The 14,042-nt window shown below is 36.1% G+C and carries 16 protein-coding genes; 10 read left to right on the plus strand and 6 right to left on the minus strand.

From position 1 onward, the window contains the following. Positions 1-125 precede the first annotated feature (125 nt). From ACQKNC_RS21355 to ACQKNC_RS21365, 3 genes are all read right to left on the minus strand, one after another. Positions 126-410 (minus strand): hypothetical protein, encoded by a 285-nt coding sequence (locus tag ACQKNC_RS21355; RefSeq protein ID WP_427426729.1) that lies wholly within the window; start codon positions 408-410, stop codon positions 126-128. A 182-nt stretch (positions 411-592) separates the two neighbouring features. After that, positions 593-781 carry a hypothetical protein gene (locus ACQKNC_RS21360; RefSeq protein WP_427426730.1) on the minus strand — a complete coding sequence of 63 codons (189 nt, stop codon included), beginning with the start codon at positions 779-781 and terminating at the stop codon, positions 593-595. 5 nt (positions 782-786) lie between these two features. Beyond that, the gene (locus ACQKNC_RS21365) at positions 787-960 is read right to left on the minus strand and encodes a YvrJ family protein (protein ID WP_427426731.1); all 174 of its coding nucleotides are present in this window, start codon (positions 958-960) and stop codon (positions 787-789) included. Between the two features lie 254 nt (positions 961-1,214). Between ACQKNC_RS21365 and ACQKNC_RS21370 the strand changes: the two genes are divergently transcribed. The 3 genes from ACQKNC_RS21370 to ACQKNC_RS21380 all read left to right on the plus strand — a co-directional run bounded on the left by ACQKNC_RS21370 (position 1,215) and on the right by ACQKNC_RS21380 (position 3,701). Further along, entirely contained in the window at positions 1,215-1,805 is a 591-nt protein-coding gene (locus ACQKNC_RS21370) for an RNA polymerase sigma factor (RefSeq protein ID WP_427426732.1), read from the plus strand. A gap of 3 nt (positions 1,806-1,808) precedes the next feature. Next, positions 1,809-2,009 (plus strand): hypothetical protein, encoded by a 201-nt coding sequence (locus ACQKNC_RS21375; protein ID WP_427426733.1) that lies wholly within the window; start codon positions 1,809-1,811, stop codon positions 2,007-2,009. A gap of 663 nt (positions 2,010-2,672) precedes the next feature. Further along, positions 2,673-3,701, plus strand: coding sequence for an S-layer homology domain-containing protein (locus ACQKNC_RS21380; protein WP_427426734.1), 1,029 nt, complete (start codon positions 2,673-2,675; stop codon positions 3,699-3,701). Between the two features lie 41 nt (positions 3,702-3,742). On the opposite strand, the gene ACQKNC_RS21385 is transcribed toward ACQKNC_RS21380, so the two are convergent. After that, on the minus strand, positions 3,743-4,429 hold the full coding sequence (locus ACQKNC_RS21385; RefSeq protein ID WP_427426763.1) for a ZIP family metal transporter: 687 nt from the start codon (positions 4,427-4,429) through the stop codon (positions 3,743-3,745). A gap of 259 nt (positions 4,430-4,688) precedes the next feature. Here ACQKNC_RS21385 and ACQKNC_RS21390 point away from each other — a divergent pair, with 259 nt between their 5' ends. Beyond that, a complete protein-coding gene (locus ACQKNC_RS21390; RefSeq protein ID WP_427426735.1) occupies positions 4,689-6,467 on the plus strand; it encodes an FAD-binding protein in 1,779 nt (592 codons plus the stop codon). Positions 6,468-6,614: 147 nt separating this feature from the next. Here ACQKNC_RS21390 and ACQKNC_RS21395 read toward each other — a convergent pair whose 3' ends face one another. Next, entirely contained in the window at positions 6,615-7,286 is a 672-nt protein-coding gene (locus ACQKNC_RS21395) for a 3-ketosteroid-delta-1-dehydrogenase (RefSeq protein WP_427426736.1), read from the minus strand. 349 nt (positions 7,287-7,635) lie between these two features. On the opposite strand from ACQKNC_RS21395, the gene ACQKNC_RS21400 reads away from it, so the two are divergent. Further along, positions 7,636-8,079 carry an SACOL1771 family peroxiredoxin gene (locus tag ACQKNC_RS21400; protein WP_427426737.1) on the plus strand — a complete coding sequence of 148 codons (444 nt, stop codon included), beginning with the start codon at positions 7,636-7,638 and terminating at the stop codon, positions 8,077-8,079. A gap of 230 nt (positions 8,080-8,309) precedes the next feature. After that, on the plus strand, positions 8,310-8,888 hold the full coding sequence (locus ACQKNC_RS21405) for a sugar transferase (RefSeq protein WP_427426738.1): 579 nt from the start codon (positions 8,310-8,312) through the stop codon (positions 8,886-8,888). Positions 8,889-9,282: 394 nt separating this feature from the next. Here the strand turns inward: ACQKNC_RS21405 and ACQKNC_RS21410 are convergent, their stop codons facing one another. Then, complete coding sequence (locus ACQKNC_RS21410; protein ID WP_427426739.1) at positions 9,283-9,579, minus strand: hypothetical protein; 297 nt, start codon at positions 9,577-9,579, stop codon at positions 9,283-9,285. Positions 9,580-9,764: 185 nt separating this feature from the next. Between ACQKNC_RS21410 and ACQKNC_RS21415 the strand changes: the two genes are divergently transcribed. The 4 genes from ACQKNC_RS21415 (at position 9,765) to ACQKNC_RS21430 (ending at position 13,804) form a co-directional block, all read left to right on the plus strand. Further along, on the plus strand, positions 9,765-10,187 hold the full coding sequence (locus tag ACQKNC_RS21415) for a glycosyltransferase (RefSeq protein ID WP_427426740.1): 423 nt from the start codon (positions 9,765-9,767) through the stop codon (positions 10,185-10,187). A 191-nt stretch (positions 10,188-10,378) separates the two neighbouring features. Continuing rightward, positions 10,379-12,061: a GNAT family N-acetyltransferase gene (locus tag ACQKNC_RS21420; protein WP_427426741.1), complete on the plus strand. Its 1,683-nt coding sequence runs from the start codon at positions 10,379-10,381 to the stop codon at positions 12,059-12,061. After that, complete coding sequence (locus tag ACQKNC_RS21425) at positions 12,042-12,788, plus strand: hypothetical protein (protein ID WP_427426742.1); 747 nt, start codon at positions 12,042-12,044, stop codon at positions 12,786-12,788. Before ACQKNC_RS21420 ends, ACQKNC_RS21425 begins: the two co-directional genes overlap by 20 nt. Continuing rightward, a complete protein-coding gene (locus ACQKNC_RS21430; protein ID WP_427426743.1) occupies positions 12,776-13,804 on the plus strand; it encodes a polysaccharide deacetylase family protein in 1,029 nt (342 codons plus the stop codon). Before ACQKNC_RS21425 ends, ACQKNC_RS21430 begins: the two co-directional genes overlap by 13 nt. Positions 13,805-14,042: the final 238 nt, after the last annotated feature.

The following is a 14,042-nucleotide window of genomic DNA, read 5'->3' on the forward strand; positions in this document are numbered from 1 at the left end:
CAACTGCTTGTAATTTATCTTCTACAGTATATTTAGCCATAGAAAAACTGCACCTCCAATTGTTAGATGTGTTTAACAATTGGGGTGCAGTTCAATAGCTTTTTAGCCTTTGGAGTTTTGTATTTTTATGGCGAGCCCCAATGGAATAGTGAAAATAAGGCAATGATTAAAATAATTACAGCAATCATAAAAGTGACGAAGCTACTAGCGTTACCAGTTTTATTTTTCAAGAGCTTTAAGCTCAGTACTATATTGATTATCGATAATGGGAATGCTAGCCATAACCCTAAATTACCTAAGCGTTCAATTTGAATGGGTGTTTGATTGTAAAAATAATTATAGGTGATACCAAGAACAAGTAAAATTGCCAGCACAGTATTAGTCGTTGCAATTTTATTGTTGCTAATCATAATTGCCTCCAATCGCTCCTTTTATTGTTGTATAGTATGCTTGAAAAAATAATGTGATAAAGAATTTGTGGTTATGATTACATTACTTCAGTCTATAATACGGATTTTAAATGACTTTATTTTTTGCTTATTTCAATTGATTAAAACCAATTCCAACCTTGGTGGGCTTACATGTAATTAAATCAAATTTCGTTAGCTTTAATCTGACAATATTCCTTCAATAAATTAGAAGAAGTACTGGCATTTTTAATAGGATTTATGAGTAAATCACGTTCTTTTGAAGAAAGACTGTCATTAGTTAAACAATTTGTATAGAATGATTGAATTTCTCTAGCTTTACAGTAGCAAGCCATTAGTTTTTCAATTTCCATATAGATCATCCTCCTTTTTTGTAATTAAGAGATTTTATAATTTCAGATAACTCCATGATGACAGCTTCTAATTTATCTATTTTCCTCTCAAATCGAATGAACAGATAGACTGTTATGGCAATTGGGAACCCAAAATTTCCTATTAAGCTAATCCACATTGGAACATTTTCCGATATCATAATGTAAATCACTCTCCTTTGGTAATACTCGGATTCGAGCCGAGGATCCAGGTGTTGCAGCCACTTGCCTATATCACCAAAATTTAAACTGTAATATGTAAAGAGAATTCTGAATTAATAAAAACAACCTTCCTGTAAAAAAACGTTATTATTTGATGATTTTTTAAGAACATTTGTTCTGTTTTTGGTTTATAATATAGAGACTACATTCACTTTATATAGAAAGAAGGCGGATATGTAGGAGGGATTATTAAATGGAGAAAGATAATCAGAAGATAGAGGAATTCTTCTATAGAAATAATGAGCAAGTTAGCAATCCAATTATAAAAAGCTTTTTGTCGGATTCAGAAAATCTTCATTTGGTGCAAAAAGCTATCTTATATCCAACTGATATTAATAAGAAACTCGTGGATGAGTCTTTTCAATCTCACTATATAAATGTTAGGAAGACCAAATACGTCAGTAATTTAATTTATTTCTTCAGCTTAGATTTTGATAAAAAAAGAAGAAGGAAGCAAAATCGCACTTTATTAATATTAGATAATGGCTTATCAAAATATGGTGGCACGACTGCAATAGAGCAAATAGAAGATGCAAGCAATGAAAAGGAACTTGATAATATAGTTGGGGAAGGTCTATTAGACAATATAGAGGATGAACAGCTTTTAAAGGCCTTACAAAAACTAACGGTTAGACAGCTCCAAATTTTAGAAATGCTCTATGTAAAAGAGCTTTCTATAAAAGAAATAGGTCAAACATTACAAACAAGCCCACAGAATATATCAAACCTTCACAGGAATGCTTTAAATAAACTCAATTATACACTCAGAAAAAAGGGGGAATAACCTATGGCACATTTAGAAAACCAACATAACGAAGAGACCCTAACAATTATAGAGAATTTCATACCTAAAATTAAACATTGTTTACACAATACAGAATATCAAGAAAGGGAAGACTTGGAACAAGAAATTAAATTGAAAATTATAGAAAAGCTTGCAACAGTAAAGTTTCAGGACGCACCTAGTTTTTGGGATTTTTTCTCGTGAACTGTATACCTAGATGACTCGAGCTGGAAACCTAATAAAGTTCTTGGTAAACCTGATCAGTCGAGTTAATAGCTGATCATATTCTTAGTAAACCCGAGCGTATCAAGTAGCCATCCTATTACTTTCGCAGTATACCCAGAGCAGGTTGAGGTTGGCCAACCCGAGCGGTTTTAGTTACTACCTGATCATTTTCACGTCATACCCGATCAGATTGAGTAACCACCCGATTACTTCAAATTGCTACCCGATGTCGACACCTCAAAAAAACAAAAAAACGATGCACATAGCAACGATACTATGTATATCGTATTGTTGATTGATCAGTCTTTTAGGAAATCAGGTTTTCGAAGCTTGGGTTTGGATTTTTGATTGAAATTTCGACCAGTGATTCCTATTTGGTGTCCGCTACTATCTACTTTATACCTACTAAAAGAAAGAACAGATTTACTATTTTTTCTAGATAAATAAAAAGTGATATAAAGCATATTTATCTAATAAAGAAAATATATTATATATTTTCTGAATTTACATGGAGATTTAGTAATTTTTTTATATGATAGAAAATAGGTCTTTCTTATAATTTTGAATAATTTCCATATTTTTATAGATTTACTTACGATTATTTTAGTACACTAAATCTATGAATTGAAAGGGGCAAGAAGAATGAAAAAGACATTTTTAGCTGGTGCACTAAGTATTGCATGTTTTACAGGAGGTTTTGGGTTACAAGCAAATGCTCAAGAAAATGTAGATGTTGCTAGCTTTATCCATCCAAAACAGGCAGTTGCAGCGACTAAACAAGCGCAATCAATGACATACCAGGATCTTTATAAAACACTAGTAATCTCTAAATTAGCCTATGAAGATAAAGATATGACATTAGTAACGACAAAAAATAATATTACATTAAAGATATCGTTACAAGCACTATTGAAAGTTACTGAAATGAGTGCACAGGAACAAAAAGAATTTAAAGAGCTATTCGGTGACTCTATTCAAATGAAATTTACTCCATCTGGAAATGCATTTAAGGCAGAAGTTTATGCTCAAGGGAAATGGCAAGCTTTAGATAATGCAGATTTAAATGCTTTTGTGGGAGCAATTCAGGAAGACAATATTGACTTAAAATCAGGCGGTTACTTCACGGATACTATTGGACATTGGGCTGAGGGCTATATCCAATTATTGTTCCAATTAGACATTATAAATGGAACATCTGCAACAACATTTAATCCAAATGGACAAGTAACACGTGGACAATTAGTTTCTATGATTTTCCGTGGTACTGGATTAGATGTGAATAAAGATTATGAAGGTCCTGCTACATATAAAGATTTAGCTAATTTCCCAGGTGCAAAGGAAGTAGCGATTTTAGAAGAGTATGGCTTAATCGAAATTTTTGATGGTGTTAATTTTGAGCCGTATAAACCTGCTACACGTGAGGAAATGGCATTTGTAACAGCAAGATACTTAGAATCAAAGGATTTTGATGTAAGTAAAGTTAGCAAAAATAACCCATTTACAGACAAAAACCAAATGCGTCAGGAAACTGTTGAATCAATCGGATTATTAAAGCAATTAGGTGTTATTGATGGAGCAAACGGTCAATTTAATCCAAAAGGTAATCTTACACGTGCACAGTTCTCTAAAATCCTAACACTAACATTAATGTTAGTTGGTGCCGATGAGTAATTAAAAAAGAAGCAATCCACAATATCTGGTGGATTGCTTTTTTACTCGATAAGCATATGAAATATGTGACTTAATAAATAACCTAATAAAATATATATTAAAAAGGTTTTTCGTGATACGGAACGAATATGATGCAAAATAAATTCTGAAATACTGGCGGTTGCTATTAAGCCAATCGATATGCCCATTAGTACTCCTTGTGCCTTATTAGATAACGCCCAATATTGACCGATCTGTATAAAAATACTAAAAAATATCGAAAATGCTATGAAATAAATAAAGAGTCTCCATAACCTTTCTCCTTGTGATAATAATGCTGTTGAAAGTGCAAAGCCTTCTGGTAGATGATGTAGAATAATGGAAGCTGTTATTGCAATACTTAATGCGGAGCTCCCTAGTAACTGTCCGACAGTAAGGCTCATTGGAATAGTGTGGATAATTATAGCGATTGCGAGTAATGATACAGAGGGGTTTTGTGTATGGGAAGTGTGAAATAAACTATTAAGTATTTCAAACATTAAATAGCCCATCAAAATTCCAAGTAAAAGGCCAAATGATTTGTACATTTGAAAAGAAGAAGGAATGACGTCTACTACAAGTAAGCCAACTAAAAATCCTCCACATAGTAATGATAATCCATGAGTTGTATGCTGGAATAGCTTAGAGAATACCCAAGCTAGGGCTCCTCCGATGCTAGCACTTAAAAAAAGAAATCCACCAAGTATCATCGCACTCAACTGCAAAATTCCTCCACCCTATATATACTTAAAGCCGTTTTAAAAAATATATGCTAAATAGAAACGATTATGATAATCGTAAGTTTTAGAAAAAGATCCAATGTATGCAATCCTAAAGAGTAAAAGGTTATTTTATCGATAAATCTATTTTTAGGGGGGATTATTGAAATCTGAGTGAATGCTTTAGTGCACATGTGAAAGAGGAGACGCTCCCTAGAAAGCATCAATCACAAATTATGGTAGGATTAAATTGACTGAATATTGTTTCGATTCTATACTTTTTAGTAGTAATACGAGATTCATTGATTTAGTGACTACTAATGAAGGTGAGGATGTAAGTATGAAATGGGATGCGAGTTATGATGTGGTAGTTGTAGGTTCTGGGGCAGCGGGGTTAACGGCAGGACTGACAGCGAAGCTACAAGGCATGAAATCATTAGTCATTGAAAAGACAGAGCATTATGGTGGGGCATCTGCCATGTCTGGTGGAGCACTATGGATTCCAAATAATCATGTGATTAAGGGTGAGGGTGTTCCTGATACACATAATCTAGCGCGTTTATACTTAGATTCAACCATTGGTGATCGTGTACCAGAGGCCTTGAAGGAAGCTTATATTAAACGGGGGCCTGAAATGTTAAGGTTTTTAAATAATCATACTAGGCATATGCGTTTCCAATATGCTAAAGGTTATTCAGATTATTATCCTGAAAAACCAGGTGGCTTACCTCAAGGGCGATCGATTGAGCCAGTTATTTTTGATATTAAGAAAATGGGGTCATTAGCAGATACGATGCGTCGTTCTACATTGTCTTCTAAAGGCTTTACGATGAATAGCTATGAATTTCATAAGGTAAATATGGTTAGGCGCACGACAAAGGGAAAAACAACTGCCTTAAAATTAGGCATGCGTTTGGTGAAGTCGAAAATTACAGGAAGTCAGCCTGTTGCATTAGGGGAAGCGCTAATTGCTCGATTACGATTGTCACTTGCAGAAGCGAATGGAGAGCTGTGGATCTCCACTGCATTTAAAGATTTTATCGTTGAAAAAAATCGGGTGACTGGTATCATGGTTGAACGTGATGGGCAGGAGATGCGGATCGAGGCGAAGCGAGGGGTAGTCCTTTCTTCAGGTGGTTTTTCTCATAATCAAGCATATCGAGAAAACTATTTACCTGCACCAACAAACGCAAAATGGACTTCTACACCTGAAGGACAAACAGGAGATGTTATCGAGCCTAGTGTGAAAATAGGGGCGACATTAGATTTAATGGATAAAGTATGGGGAGCACCTTCCGTTATTGATCCACAAGGGCACCCTTTCTTCCTAGTTGCAGACCGTGGAGTTCCAAATATGATGGTTGTGGATGGTGCTGGGAAACGTTATTTAAATGAAGCGGCACCTTATCATGAATTTGTAGACAAAATGTATATTCACCACCAAAAAACTAATAATGCTATACCTTCTTGGATATTGATCGATGCAAAGGCAAAGAGTCGCTATATTTTCACAGGATTGTTCCCAGGACAAGCGTTCCCAAAAAGTTGGTTTGATAACGGTATAGTGAAAAGTGCACAAACAATTGAGGAACTTGCAGGGCATATGAATGTTCCTCCAGAAAATTTAGTGGAAACTGTAGAGCGCTTTAATGCCTTTGCTCATAATGGACGTGATGAAGATTTCCTTCGAGGAGATAGTGCCTATGATAATTATTATGGAGATCCTACCTTGAAAAATCCGAACCTAGCAGAGGTTAATAATGCTCCATTTTATGCACTTCGTTTATATCCAGGAGATATCGGGACTAAGGGCGGCTTAGTAGTGGATGAGCATGCCCGCGTTGTAAAGGCAGATGGTTCGGCAATTGAAGGGTTGTATGCATCGGGGAATTGCTCAGCCTCTATAATGGGCGAAACATATCCAGGACCAGGTGCAACATTAGGGCCTGGTATGACATTAAGCTATATTGCAACAACGCATATGGCAAATACAGTTAATAAGGAAAAATCGAACTTGCTAAAGGTATAGAGAGCATTTTCAAATGGTTTTGCGAGATAGAGTTGAAGGTCAACGAAATAATGACAAGCTCGTAACATTGATATCTTCAATCACAAGTGAAAAATTTATTAAAAAAATCCCCAGCGTCAATGCAACGACGCTGAGGATTCTTTATGATTAAAAGTGTATACCTGGTTTATCACTTAGCTTGCAGCCTGTTCCATATTTCGCTTTTAAGGCACCTTTAAAATTAGTTTGTTCAAGCTCAGGGTATGCCTGTTTCCAAAGTTCAAACACATTGTGACTTGAAGCAGTACCTTCTTTTGTCAATCGAACAATATGGAAACCATATTCATCGTTGCATCGTGCTAATGGGCGATTTTCACGAACTGTAATGATTCGACCGCTCGCTGTAACATCATATATGCCTTCATAACCCGAAATGGCACGTCTTTCTTCATCGAAGTCAACTGCTTTTTCTTTCTTAGCTTCTTTGACTTCATTTTTTTCTACAGGCTTAACAGCTTCTTTAATTTCTTCTTTCTCTACAGGCTTAGTTACTTCTTTAACTTCATCTTTTTCTACAGATTTAGCCTCTTCTTTATTTTGAGTTGGAAGCTGCTCCACAATAACAAAATCCTTATTTGAAGCTTTGTCGCTCATTGTAGCCATCACGTTCATAATAGAACCTACATAACGCACTGGTTTATCTTTGCCTTCTTCAAATACAAAAATATTATAATCGGTTTTATTCATCTTTTTCATAATGATATTTCCTGTTTTAATAGTAAAACCGATAAATTTGTTCTTTTTAAGTGCTTGTACTGCTTGTTGCTTTGTTAAAATCATTTTTAAAATCTCCTAAAGAATTGTTTTTTCTATTTTACCATAAAATCAGTTTTCCTGTTTTTCTTAAATATTGGATGTTACATTATTACGCTGATAATACTTTATGCCATGGGAAGAAAAGTGTTGTATAACTAAATAAACAATCAATCTCTTAAATTTCAAAATGGTAAGATTAAAGTATTATTTAATTTTGTAAGTACTAATTGTTTTTCATGGTAAATACCTCATCGTTATAACGTGGGTTGATTTTCGTTCCGATTGAGGAGTGATCGGGTAGAGCGTAGAACTGCTCCAGTAACCGGGCAATCGTTCTAACTCATAACTACAAAATAAAAAGGAGGATTTAATTATGGTTCAACATTTATTTAGGATGAATTTAAATTGGTCGGAGGGAAGAAATGGGACGGGGAATATTGTTGCGGACAATCTAAATACGAAAATTTCTATTCCTCGAGAAATGAATGGACCAGGGATTGGGACAAATCCTGATGAAATGTTGCTTGGAGCGGCAGCAACCTGCTATTTAATTACACTGGCTACGTTACTTGAAAATTCGAAGATTGCTTTGATGGATTTGTCCATGCAAGCTGAAGGTTTTGTTGATGTTACGAATGGTGTTTTTACATATGAGAAGATCGTGCATAAGCCAAGGATTGTTGTACAAAATTTAACTGAGCGAGAACAAAAGAGAATTCATCGATTAGCTGAGAAGGCGGAACAAACATGTATGATTAGTAAGGCATTAAAAGGAAATGTTCAAATTGCATGCGACGTGCAAATTATAAAAGGGTAAAAAAGAACATCTCAATTAATGACTGAATATATTAATGTTAGGAGTTATTCAAAAATATTTTGAAATAACTCTTTTTTCATTTTGTTAGAAAATTGCTTTTTCAAAAGTAGTTCTATAAATGTACCAAATGAATATATAAAGTTAAGTGCTAAAAAAATGCAAAGGATGATGTATTGCACGAGCAGACAGCTCAGACTATTACATTTTATAGTCAGTACGGAAAGAGAATTTTGGATATTGTGGGGGCACTCCTATTACTTTTCGTAACCATACCTTTTATGTTGGTAGTATTCCTCGTTTTACTTATTAGCACTGGCCGCCCTGTTTTTTTTAAACAAATCCGTACTGGTCAGGAACATCAGCGCTTTGTTATTTGGAAGCTACGGACAATGACCATACAGGCGGTTCCAGTGAATATGCCTACTATGTGTGCAGACGGAATTCCTGATGATTATTATTTTAAAACTGAACAGGATGCACGAATCACGAGGGTTGGGGCCGTTCTTCGGAAGTTAAGTATTGATGAAATTCCACAGCTCATTAATGTCTTAAAGGGAGATATGAGTATTGTTGGACCACGACCAGAAGTTCCAACCATCACAAATGCTTATAACAATTTACAGGCACGACGTTTAGAAGTAAAGCCGGGATTAACAGGACTTGCTCAAATTAACGGTCGCTCTAATATTTCTCACGGGCAAAAAATTTCATATGACCTAGAATACGTCGATAATTATTCCTTTTGGATAGATCTTAAAATTATCATCAAAACACTTTACGTAGTGTTAGGGAGAACAGGTGCTTATTAAAAATTAATGAGTGTTAGATCTGAAGATCGTTCAGCTTATTACACGTTCGGATAAGATTGGAGGAGCGCAAAAACATGTGGAGGCACTTGCCGTAAAATTAAAGCAAGATGCTCATGAGGTAACCATTGTAACAGGCCTTTATGATCCATCACTGTGGTTTTTCAAGAAGAAAAAATTGATGTTATCAGTATCTCGGCCTTGCAGCGGGCCACCTAAAAGGGTTTACAAACCATTTGACAACTAAGAGCCGCTTTTAACTTTTTTCAGCAAATGTCTTTTGTAGCGAAAGTGCAACGGTAGTTACAGAAGTCTCTCACCTCTATAGGTGGTGAGATGAATGCGGTTTTAAGTTGCTATTCAGAGGGTGTCCAAACACCCGCTGAAATAGAGGAGCTCATTCTAAGAACGCCACGTCCTGCTGCAACGACTGAGTGACCAACATCTTGTTGCTGTCGCTTCGCTTTCGCACAAAAAAAACATCTGCTGCGGTCGCTTCGCTTTCGCGCAAAAAACATCTGTTGCTGCCGCTGCGTTGCACTGCGCTTTCGCACAAAAAACATTTGCTGCTGTCGCTTCGCTTTCGCGCAAAAAACATCTGTTGCTGCCGCTTCGCTTTCGTGCAAAAAACATTTGTTGCTGCCGCTGCGTTGCACTGCGCTTTCGCACAAAAAACATTTGCTGGCTTAAGCACAAAGCCGATTCCGGACGCATTTATGCCGAGGCATAATTGATAAAAATTCAACCAGATATTGTTGCAGCACATTCATCGAAGGCGGGTGCAATTGGAAGGGGAGTAGGCAGGCTTTTACGGGATTCCAACTGTTTTTACTGCCCATAGCTGGAGTTTTACAGAAGACGTACCGCAGAAAAAAGATTATGTATAGCCGAATGGAAAAAACAGTTCAATCGTTAGCAGCTAAAATTATTAAGGTATCTGAATATGATCGTAAGCTAGTATTATCGAAAAAAATCGCTCCTGCTCATAAAATGCTGACGATTCATAATGGCATTGACCAAATAGAGAATCGAGTAGCACCTATCAAAGAGAATGAAGAGCATCCATTAATTATGATGGTTGCTCGTTTTGAAGTGTCAAAAAGACAGGATTTATTGCTAGAGGCTTTAGCGGAGCTTTCTGATACACCTTGGCGCCTTCAATTGATAGGTGATGGTTCACTTCGTCCTAGTTTAGAAAAAATCGTTACCGATAAAGGCTTAACGGATCGTGTCTCATTTTTGGGCAATCAATTAGAGACACATCTTCACTTGAGGAAAGTCAATTATTTGTTTTGCTATTAGATTGTGAAGGCTTACCGATCTAAATTATTGAAGCAATGCGAGCAGGGCTTCCGATTATCGCCACCAACTAATGAAAAGGCTTAAACAATTGTTAATGTAACGTCGCTTTTTAAGGAATTTTACGTTTCTACCAATGTATCAGAAAACTCTATTTGTCTACGAACAGGCTGTATCAAAGTCGGCAAAGAAAGGTGATTAACTTGCAATTAATTCGCATTCGAACTGATGATGAGCTTATGTGGTACAAGGATATTTGGGATGAAATTTTAGCAGCGGAGGACAATGATAATCCATTTATAGAATTTGCTTGGTTTTATAACTGGTGGCAAATTGTTGGGCGAAGAGAGCGTGTGGAGCTCTATGCCGTTGAAGAAAATGGGACTATCATTGCCTTTTTCCCCTTCTTAGTCCGACTTCGATGGGGAATACGAATTTATGCCTTTGTGGGAGAAAATATTGCGAATTATTCAGGTGTTGTAGCGAAAAAAGAATGGCTGTTGCCCGCAACGACCTTTGTCTTTGATCAACTCATTGAAAAGTATAAACATCTACTATTTTCGTTTCATGGATTATTGGAAAGCAAAGACTCTACAAAGGTCATTGAGCAATATTTTGTTGAAAGGCAGTTACGGCCGAGTATTTTTCGTGTAGTGACTCCGTATCTTGCCTTTCACGATGTAAATTTTTCTAACTATTTCAATCAACGTAGAAAAATGCATAGCGTGGATAAAAGAGAGCAGAAGCTACGAAAATTAGGCTCATTAACGAGGATAACCCCTTCGCAGGACGAGCTTTGGCAAATGTTTAGATTATTTGATCGACGATGGGCAAAAAAAATAAACACAAGTGAATTTACAAAAGGCAAGAAAAAGGATTTTTTCGAACGGTTAACACTCCTTAAAGGAGAGGCATTGCAAGTCGAGGTAGACGCACTTGTTTTTGAAGACCAATGGATTGCCTTCACCTACGGAATTTGCTGCCGTGGACGTTATGTAACTTATTCACGTGCACATGAGCCGACATTTAATATATTTGGGCCTGGCAGATTAGTGAATCAGGAAACTATTAAGCGAACCCATACTGAAAATTATCGCTTGTTCGATATGAGTATTGGCTACGAGCCAGATAAGTTCGATTGGCGCTCTAATATTGATTTTACAAGACGTATGCTCGTAAGCAGTGGCACAAAACGAGCAAAGCTATTGGCGAGTTGTTATACGTTGAAAGAACGACTCAAGGAATTATTAAAAGGCAATCATCGTGTCGTGGAATGGAAACGCAATACTTTAGGTCAATTATGTTACTTAGTAAAGTATGGAAAAGTAAAAGATTGGCTAGAATATGGACAACTATTCGTAGAAAAGTTTATTCGTTTTAGGCAAGTGGATTTGTATGAATTATCCCCATCAGATAATGTTACACCACAACGACCTGTAGGAGATTTGTTTAAGGAGTTGTCAATACAGGAAGCGATGCAACTCGATGAGGGAGAGATTATTTCTCTACTTTATAAGGGATACACCATTTATAAAGATTCCTTTGTTGAAACGAATAAGGTTGCGTTTGCATTACATGCTGTGGATTGGCGTGTAGATGAATTGCAAATTGTTGAAGCATTGCCAAAGCAGACATATTTTTTAACCTATGATGTTTATAAAAATATCGATATTATTACAGCCTTTTTCCAAAAAATGAAACCTGCACAAACACTTTGGGTTACTGCAAGCTTTTGGCAATGGCGAAAGCGTAAACGATTATTGCAGCTAGGCTATAAACGTATTTCTCGAATGAAACATTTTAAATGTGCTCGTTATGAGCGAAATCATGTAGAAAAATACACAGAGAGTGGGGGCGATGTTCATTCTGTCCATTAAAAGTAAGCGATGGAATATCGCAATGCAGCATTTTTATTTTGTAGAAAAACCAGCCAATGTTAGAAAATCAATGAAGGTTGTTGGATATACACATTCACTTGTACCGAGCCGTAAGCTTATGAAAAGTGAAACGGTTCATATTCACCTTACAGATAGTGAGTTGTCATTGTATCTTGCTCTTTCAGAAAGTAATAGAAAAATACTTCGTCGTGCGCAAAAAGAGTCCTATCAAGTTTTTATTTATAAAGAACCATCAGATGAAAATTTACGAGCCTTCCAACAGTTTTATAATAATTTTGCAAAAAGGAAAAAACTCGAGCAAATTAGTAAGTCTCAAATGGAAGCTATTACGCTCTTAAAAAATAAAGGAGCGCTATGGTTGTCTGAGATTCGAAGTATTTGTGGACAAACACTATGCTATAGACTGGATATTGTATACGCTAAAAAAGCGATGTCCTATTATGTAGCGACTTGTCATTCACAATTGATGCCAGATCATTTAAAAAGACCAGTTCGTTATGCAAATCGTTTCTTACTATGGCACAATTTATTGCATTTAAAGGAGCAAGGCTTTGTTTTATATGATATGGGGAAGCTGACAAATGACCAAAATGTTCGGTCGTTTAAGCTAGGTTTCGGTGGACAAGTCGTCGATGTATATTCCGGCTACATTACCCAATCAAAAATACGTGCACTGTTACTGGGCGTGCAAAAATGGAGGAAGTAGTAATTGAAGTAAATCGTGGAGGACTTGTCATATCATTAGATTTTGAGCTAAATTGGGGTGTCCACGATGTATTTAAGTACGGACAATACAATAAAAATTTATATGGGGTACGCGAGGCATTGCCTAAAATACTAACGTTGTTTGAACAGTATGGCATTCATGCGACTTGGGCAACAGTTGGTCTATTATTTGCAGAAACAAAAGAAGAAATGTCTCATTACTTACGAGGTATCCCAGTTAAATATAAAAACATGCGCTTTGCTGCACATACACAACTTGCAAAAGTAGGAGAAAATGAGCAGGAGGACCTCTTACATTTCGGCAAATCCTTAATTGAAAAGATTAAACGTACGCCACATCAAGAAATAGGCAGTCATACATTTTCACATTATTACTGTTTAGAAAATGGACAAACTGAAGCAAATTTTCGTGCAGATCTACATGCTAATGCAATGATTTGTGAAGAAAATATCGCACCGATGAAATCGATTGTATTTCCACGTAATCAAGTGAATGAAGCATATTTCCCAGCATGTCAGGAAGTGGGATTTGTATGCTATCGAGGTAATGAAAAACATCCGTTGTACGATCCTCAAAAATTTATGAAAAAAGGTCGGCTATTAGGTGCAAAAAAATGGCTGGATAGCTATGTGAATATAACAGGAAATCATCTTGTAACGCTTGAAGAAATGCAAATGGATTCATTTGTTAACATTCGTTCAAGTGCATTTTTAAGACCCTATTGTAGTCCATTACGATTTTTTGAAGGCTTAAAGATCAAACGTATTAAAGAGGGAATGCATGCAGCTGCAATGACTAAAGCTTTTTATCATTTATGGTGGCACCCTCATAATTTTGGTAAGAACAATGAAAAAAATTTAGCTATGCTTGAGGAACTTTTACAATATTATCAGGAATTGCGTGATCAATATAACTTTCAAAGCTATACGATGCATGAGGTCGCAGAGCTTTGCCAGAGTTTATCCCGTAAAAGCCCGATTGGTGAAGATCAATAATCAGTGGGGATGAAGATTACCCCCTGATTCAGACATAAAAAGTAGCAAACTAGGCAATTTTTTAGTTTGCTACTTTTTGTGTTTAAAGGGGTAAATGGAGTATGTAGATTTTTAAAGAAATTAAGAGGGAAAATACCAAACTTTGACGAAATTGTATGTACTAATGGTACTATTAATGTGGAAGATATTTCTCTAGGTATATTTGTAGGAACAATAAAGTAGTATAGGGCAATTGACT

It is taken from the genome of Lysinibacillus sp. NPDC094177 (assembly GCF_050279145.1).
Classification (GTDB): Bacteria; Bacillota; Bacilli; order Bacillales_A; family Planococcaceae; genus Lysinibacillus.

What these genes read in the sequence shown, in the direction of transcription:
- ACQKNC_RS21400 (WP_427426737.1), top strand. Translation starts at nt 7,636, where the DNA reads ATGGTTCAACATTTATTTAGGATGAATTTAAATTGGTCGGAGGGAAGA.
- ACQKNC_RS21375 (WP_427426733.1), top strand. Translation starts at nt 1,809, where the DNA reads ATGGCACATTTAGAAAACCAACATAACGAAGAGACCCTAACAATTATA.
- ACQKNC_RS21380 (WP_427426734.1), top strand. Translation starts at nt 2,673, where the DNA reads ATGAAAAAGACATTTTTAGCTGGTGCACTAAGTATTGCATGTTTTACA.
- ACQKNC_RS21370 (WP_427426732.1), top strand. Translation starts at nt 1,215, where the DNA reads ATGGAGAAAGATAATCAGAAGATAGAGGAATTCTTCTATAGAAATAAT.
- ACQKNC_RS21355 (WP_427426729.1), bottom strand. Translation starts at nt 410, where the DNA reads ATGATTAGCAACAATAAAATTGCAACGACTAATACTGTGCTGGCAATT.
- ACQKNC_RS21360 (WP_427426730.1), bottom strand. Translation starts at nt 781, where the DNA reads ATGGAAATTGAAAAACTAATGGCTTGCTACTGTAAAGCTAGAGAAATT.
- ACQKNC_RS21395 (WP_427426736.1), bottom strand. Translation starts at nt 7,286, where the DNA reads ATGATTTTAACAAAGCAACAAGCAGTACAAGCACTTAAAAAGAACAAA.
- ACQKNC_RS21415 (WP_427426740.1), top strand. Translation starts at nt 9,765, where the DNA reads ATGTATAGCCGAATGGAAAAAACAGTTCAATCGTTAGCAGCTAAAATT.
- ACQKNC_RS21365 (WP_427426731.1), bottom strand. Translation starts at nt 960, where the DNA reads ATGATATCGGAAAATGTTCCAATGTGGATTAGCTTAATAGGAAATTTT.
- ACQKNC_RS21385 (WP_427426763.1), bottom strand. Translation starts at nt 4,429, where the DNA reads ATGATACTTGGTGGATTTCTTTTTTTAAGTGCTAGCATCGGAGGAGCC.
- ACQKNC_RS21425 (WP_427426742.1), top strand. Translation starts at nt 12,042, where the DNA reads ATGTTCATTCTGTCCATTAAAAGTAAGCGATGGAATATCGCAATGCAG.
- ACQKNC_RS21430 (WP_427426743.1), top strand. Translation starts at nt 12,776, where the DNA reads ATGGAGGAAGTAGTAATTGAAGTAAATCGTGGAGGACTTGTCATATCA.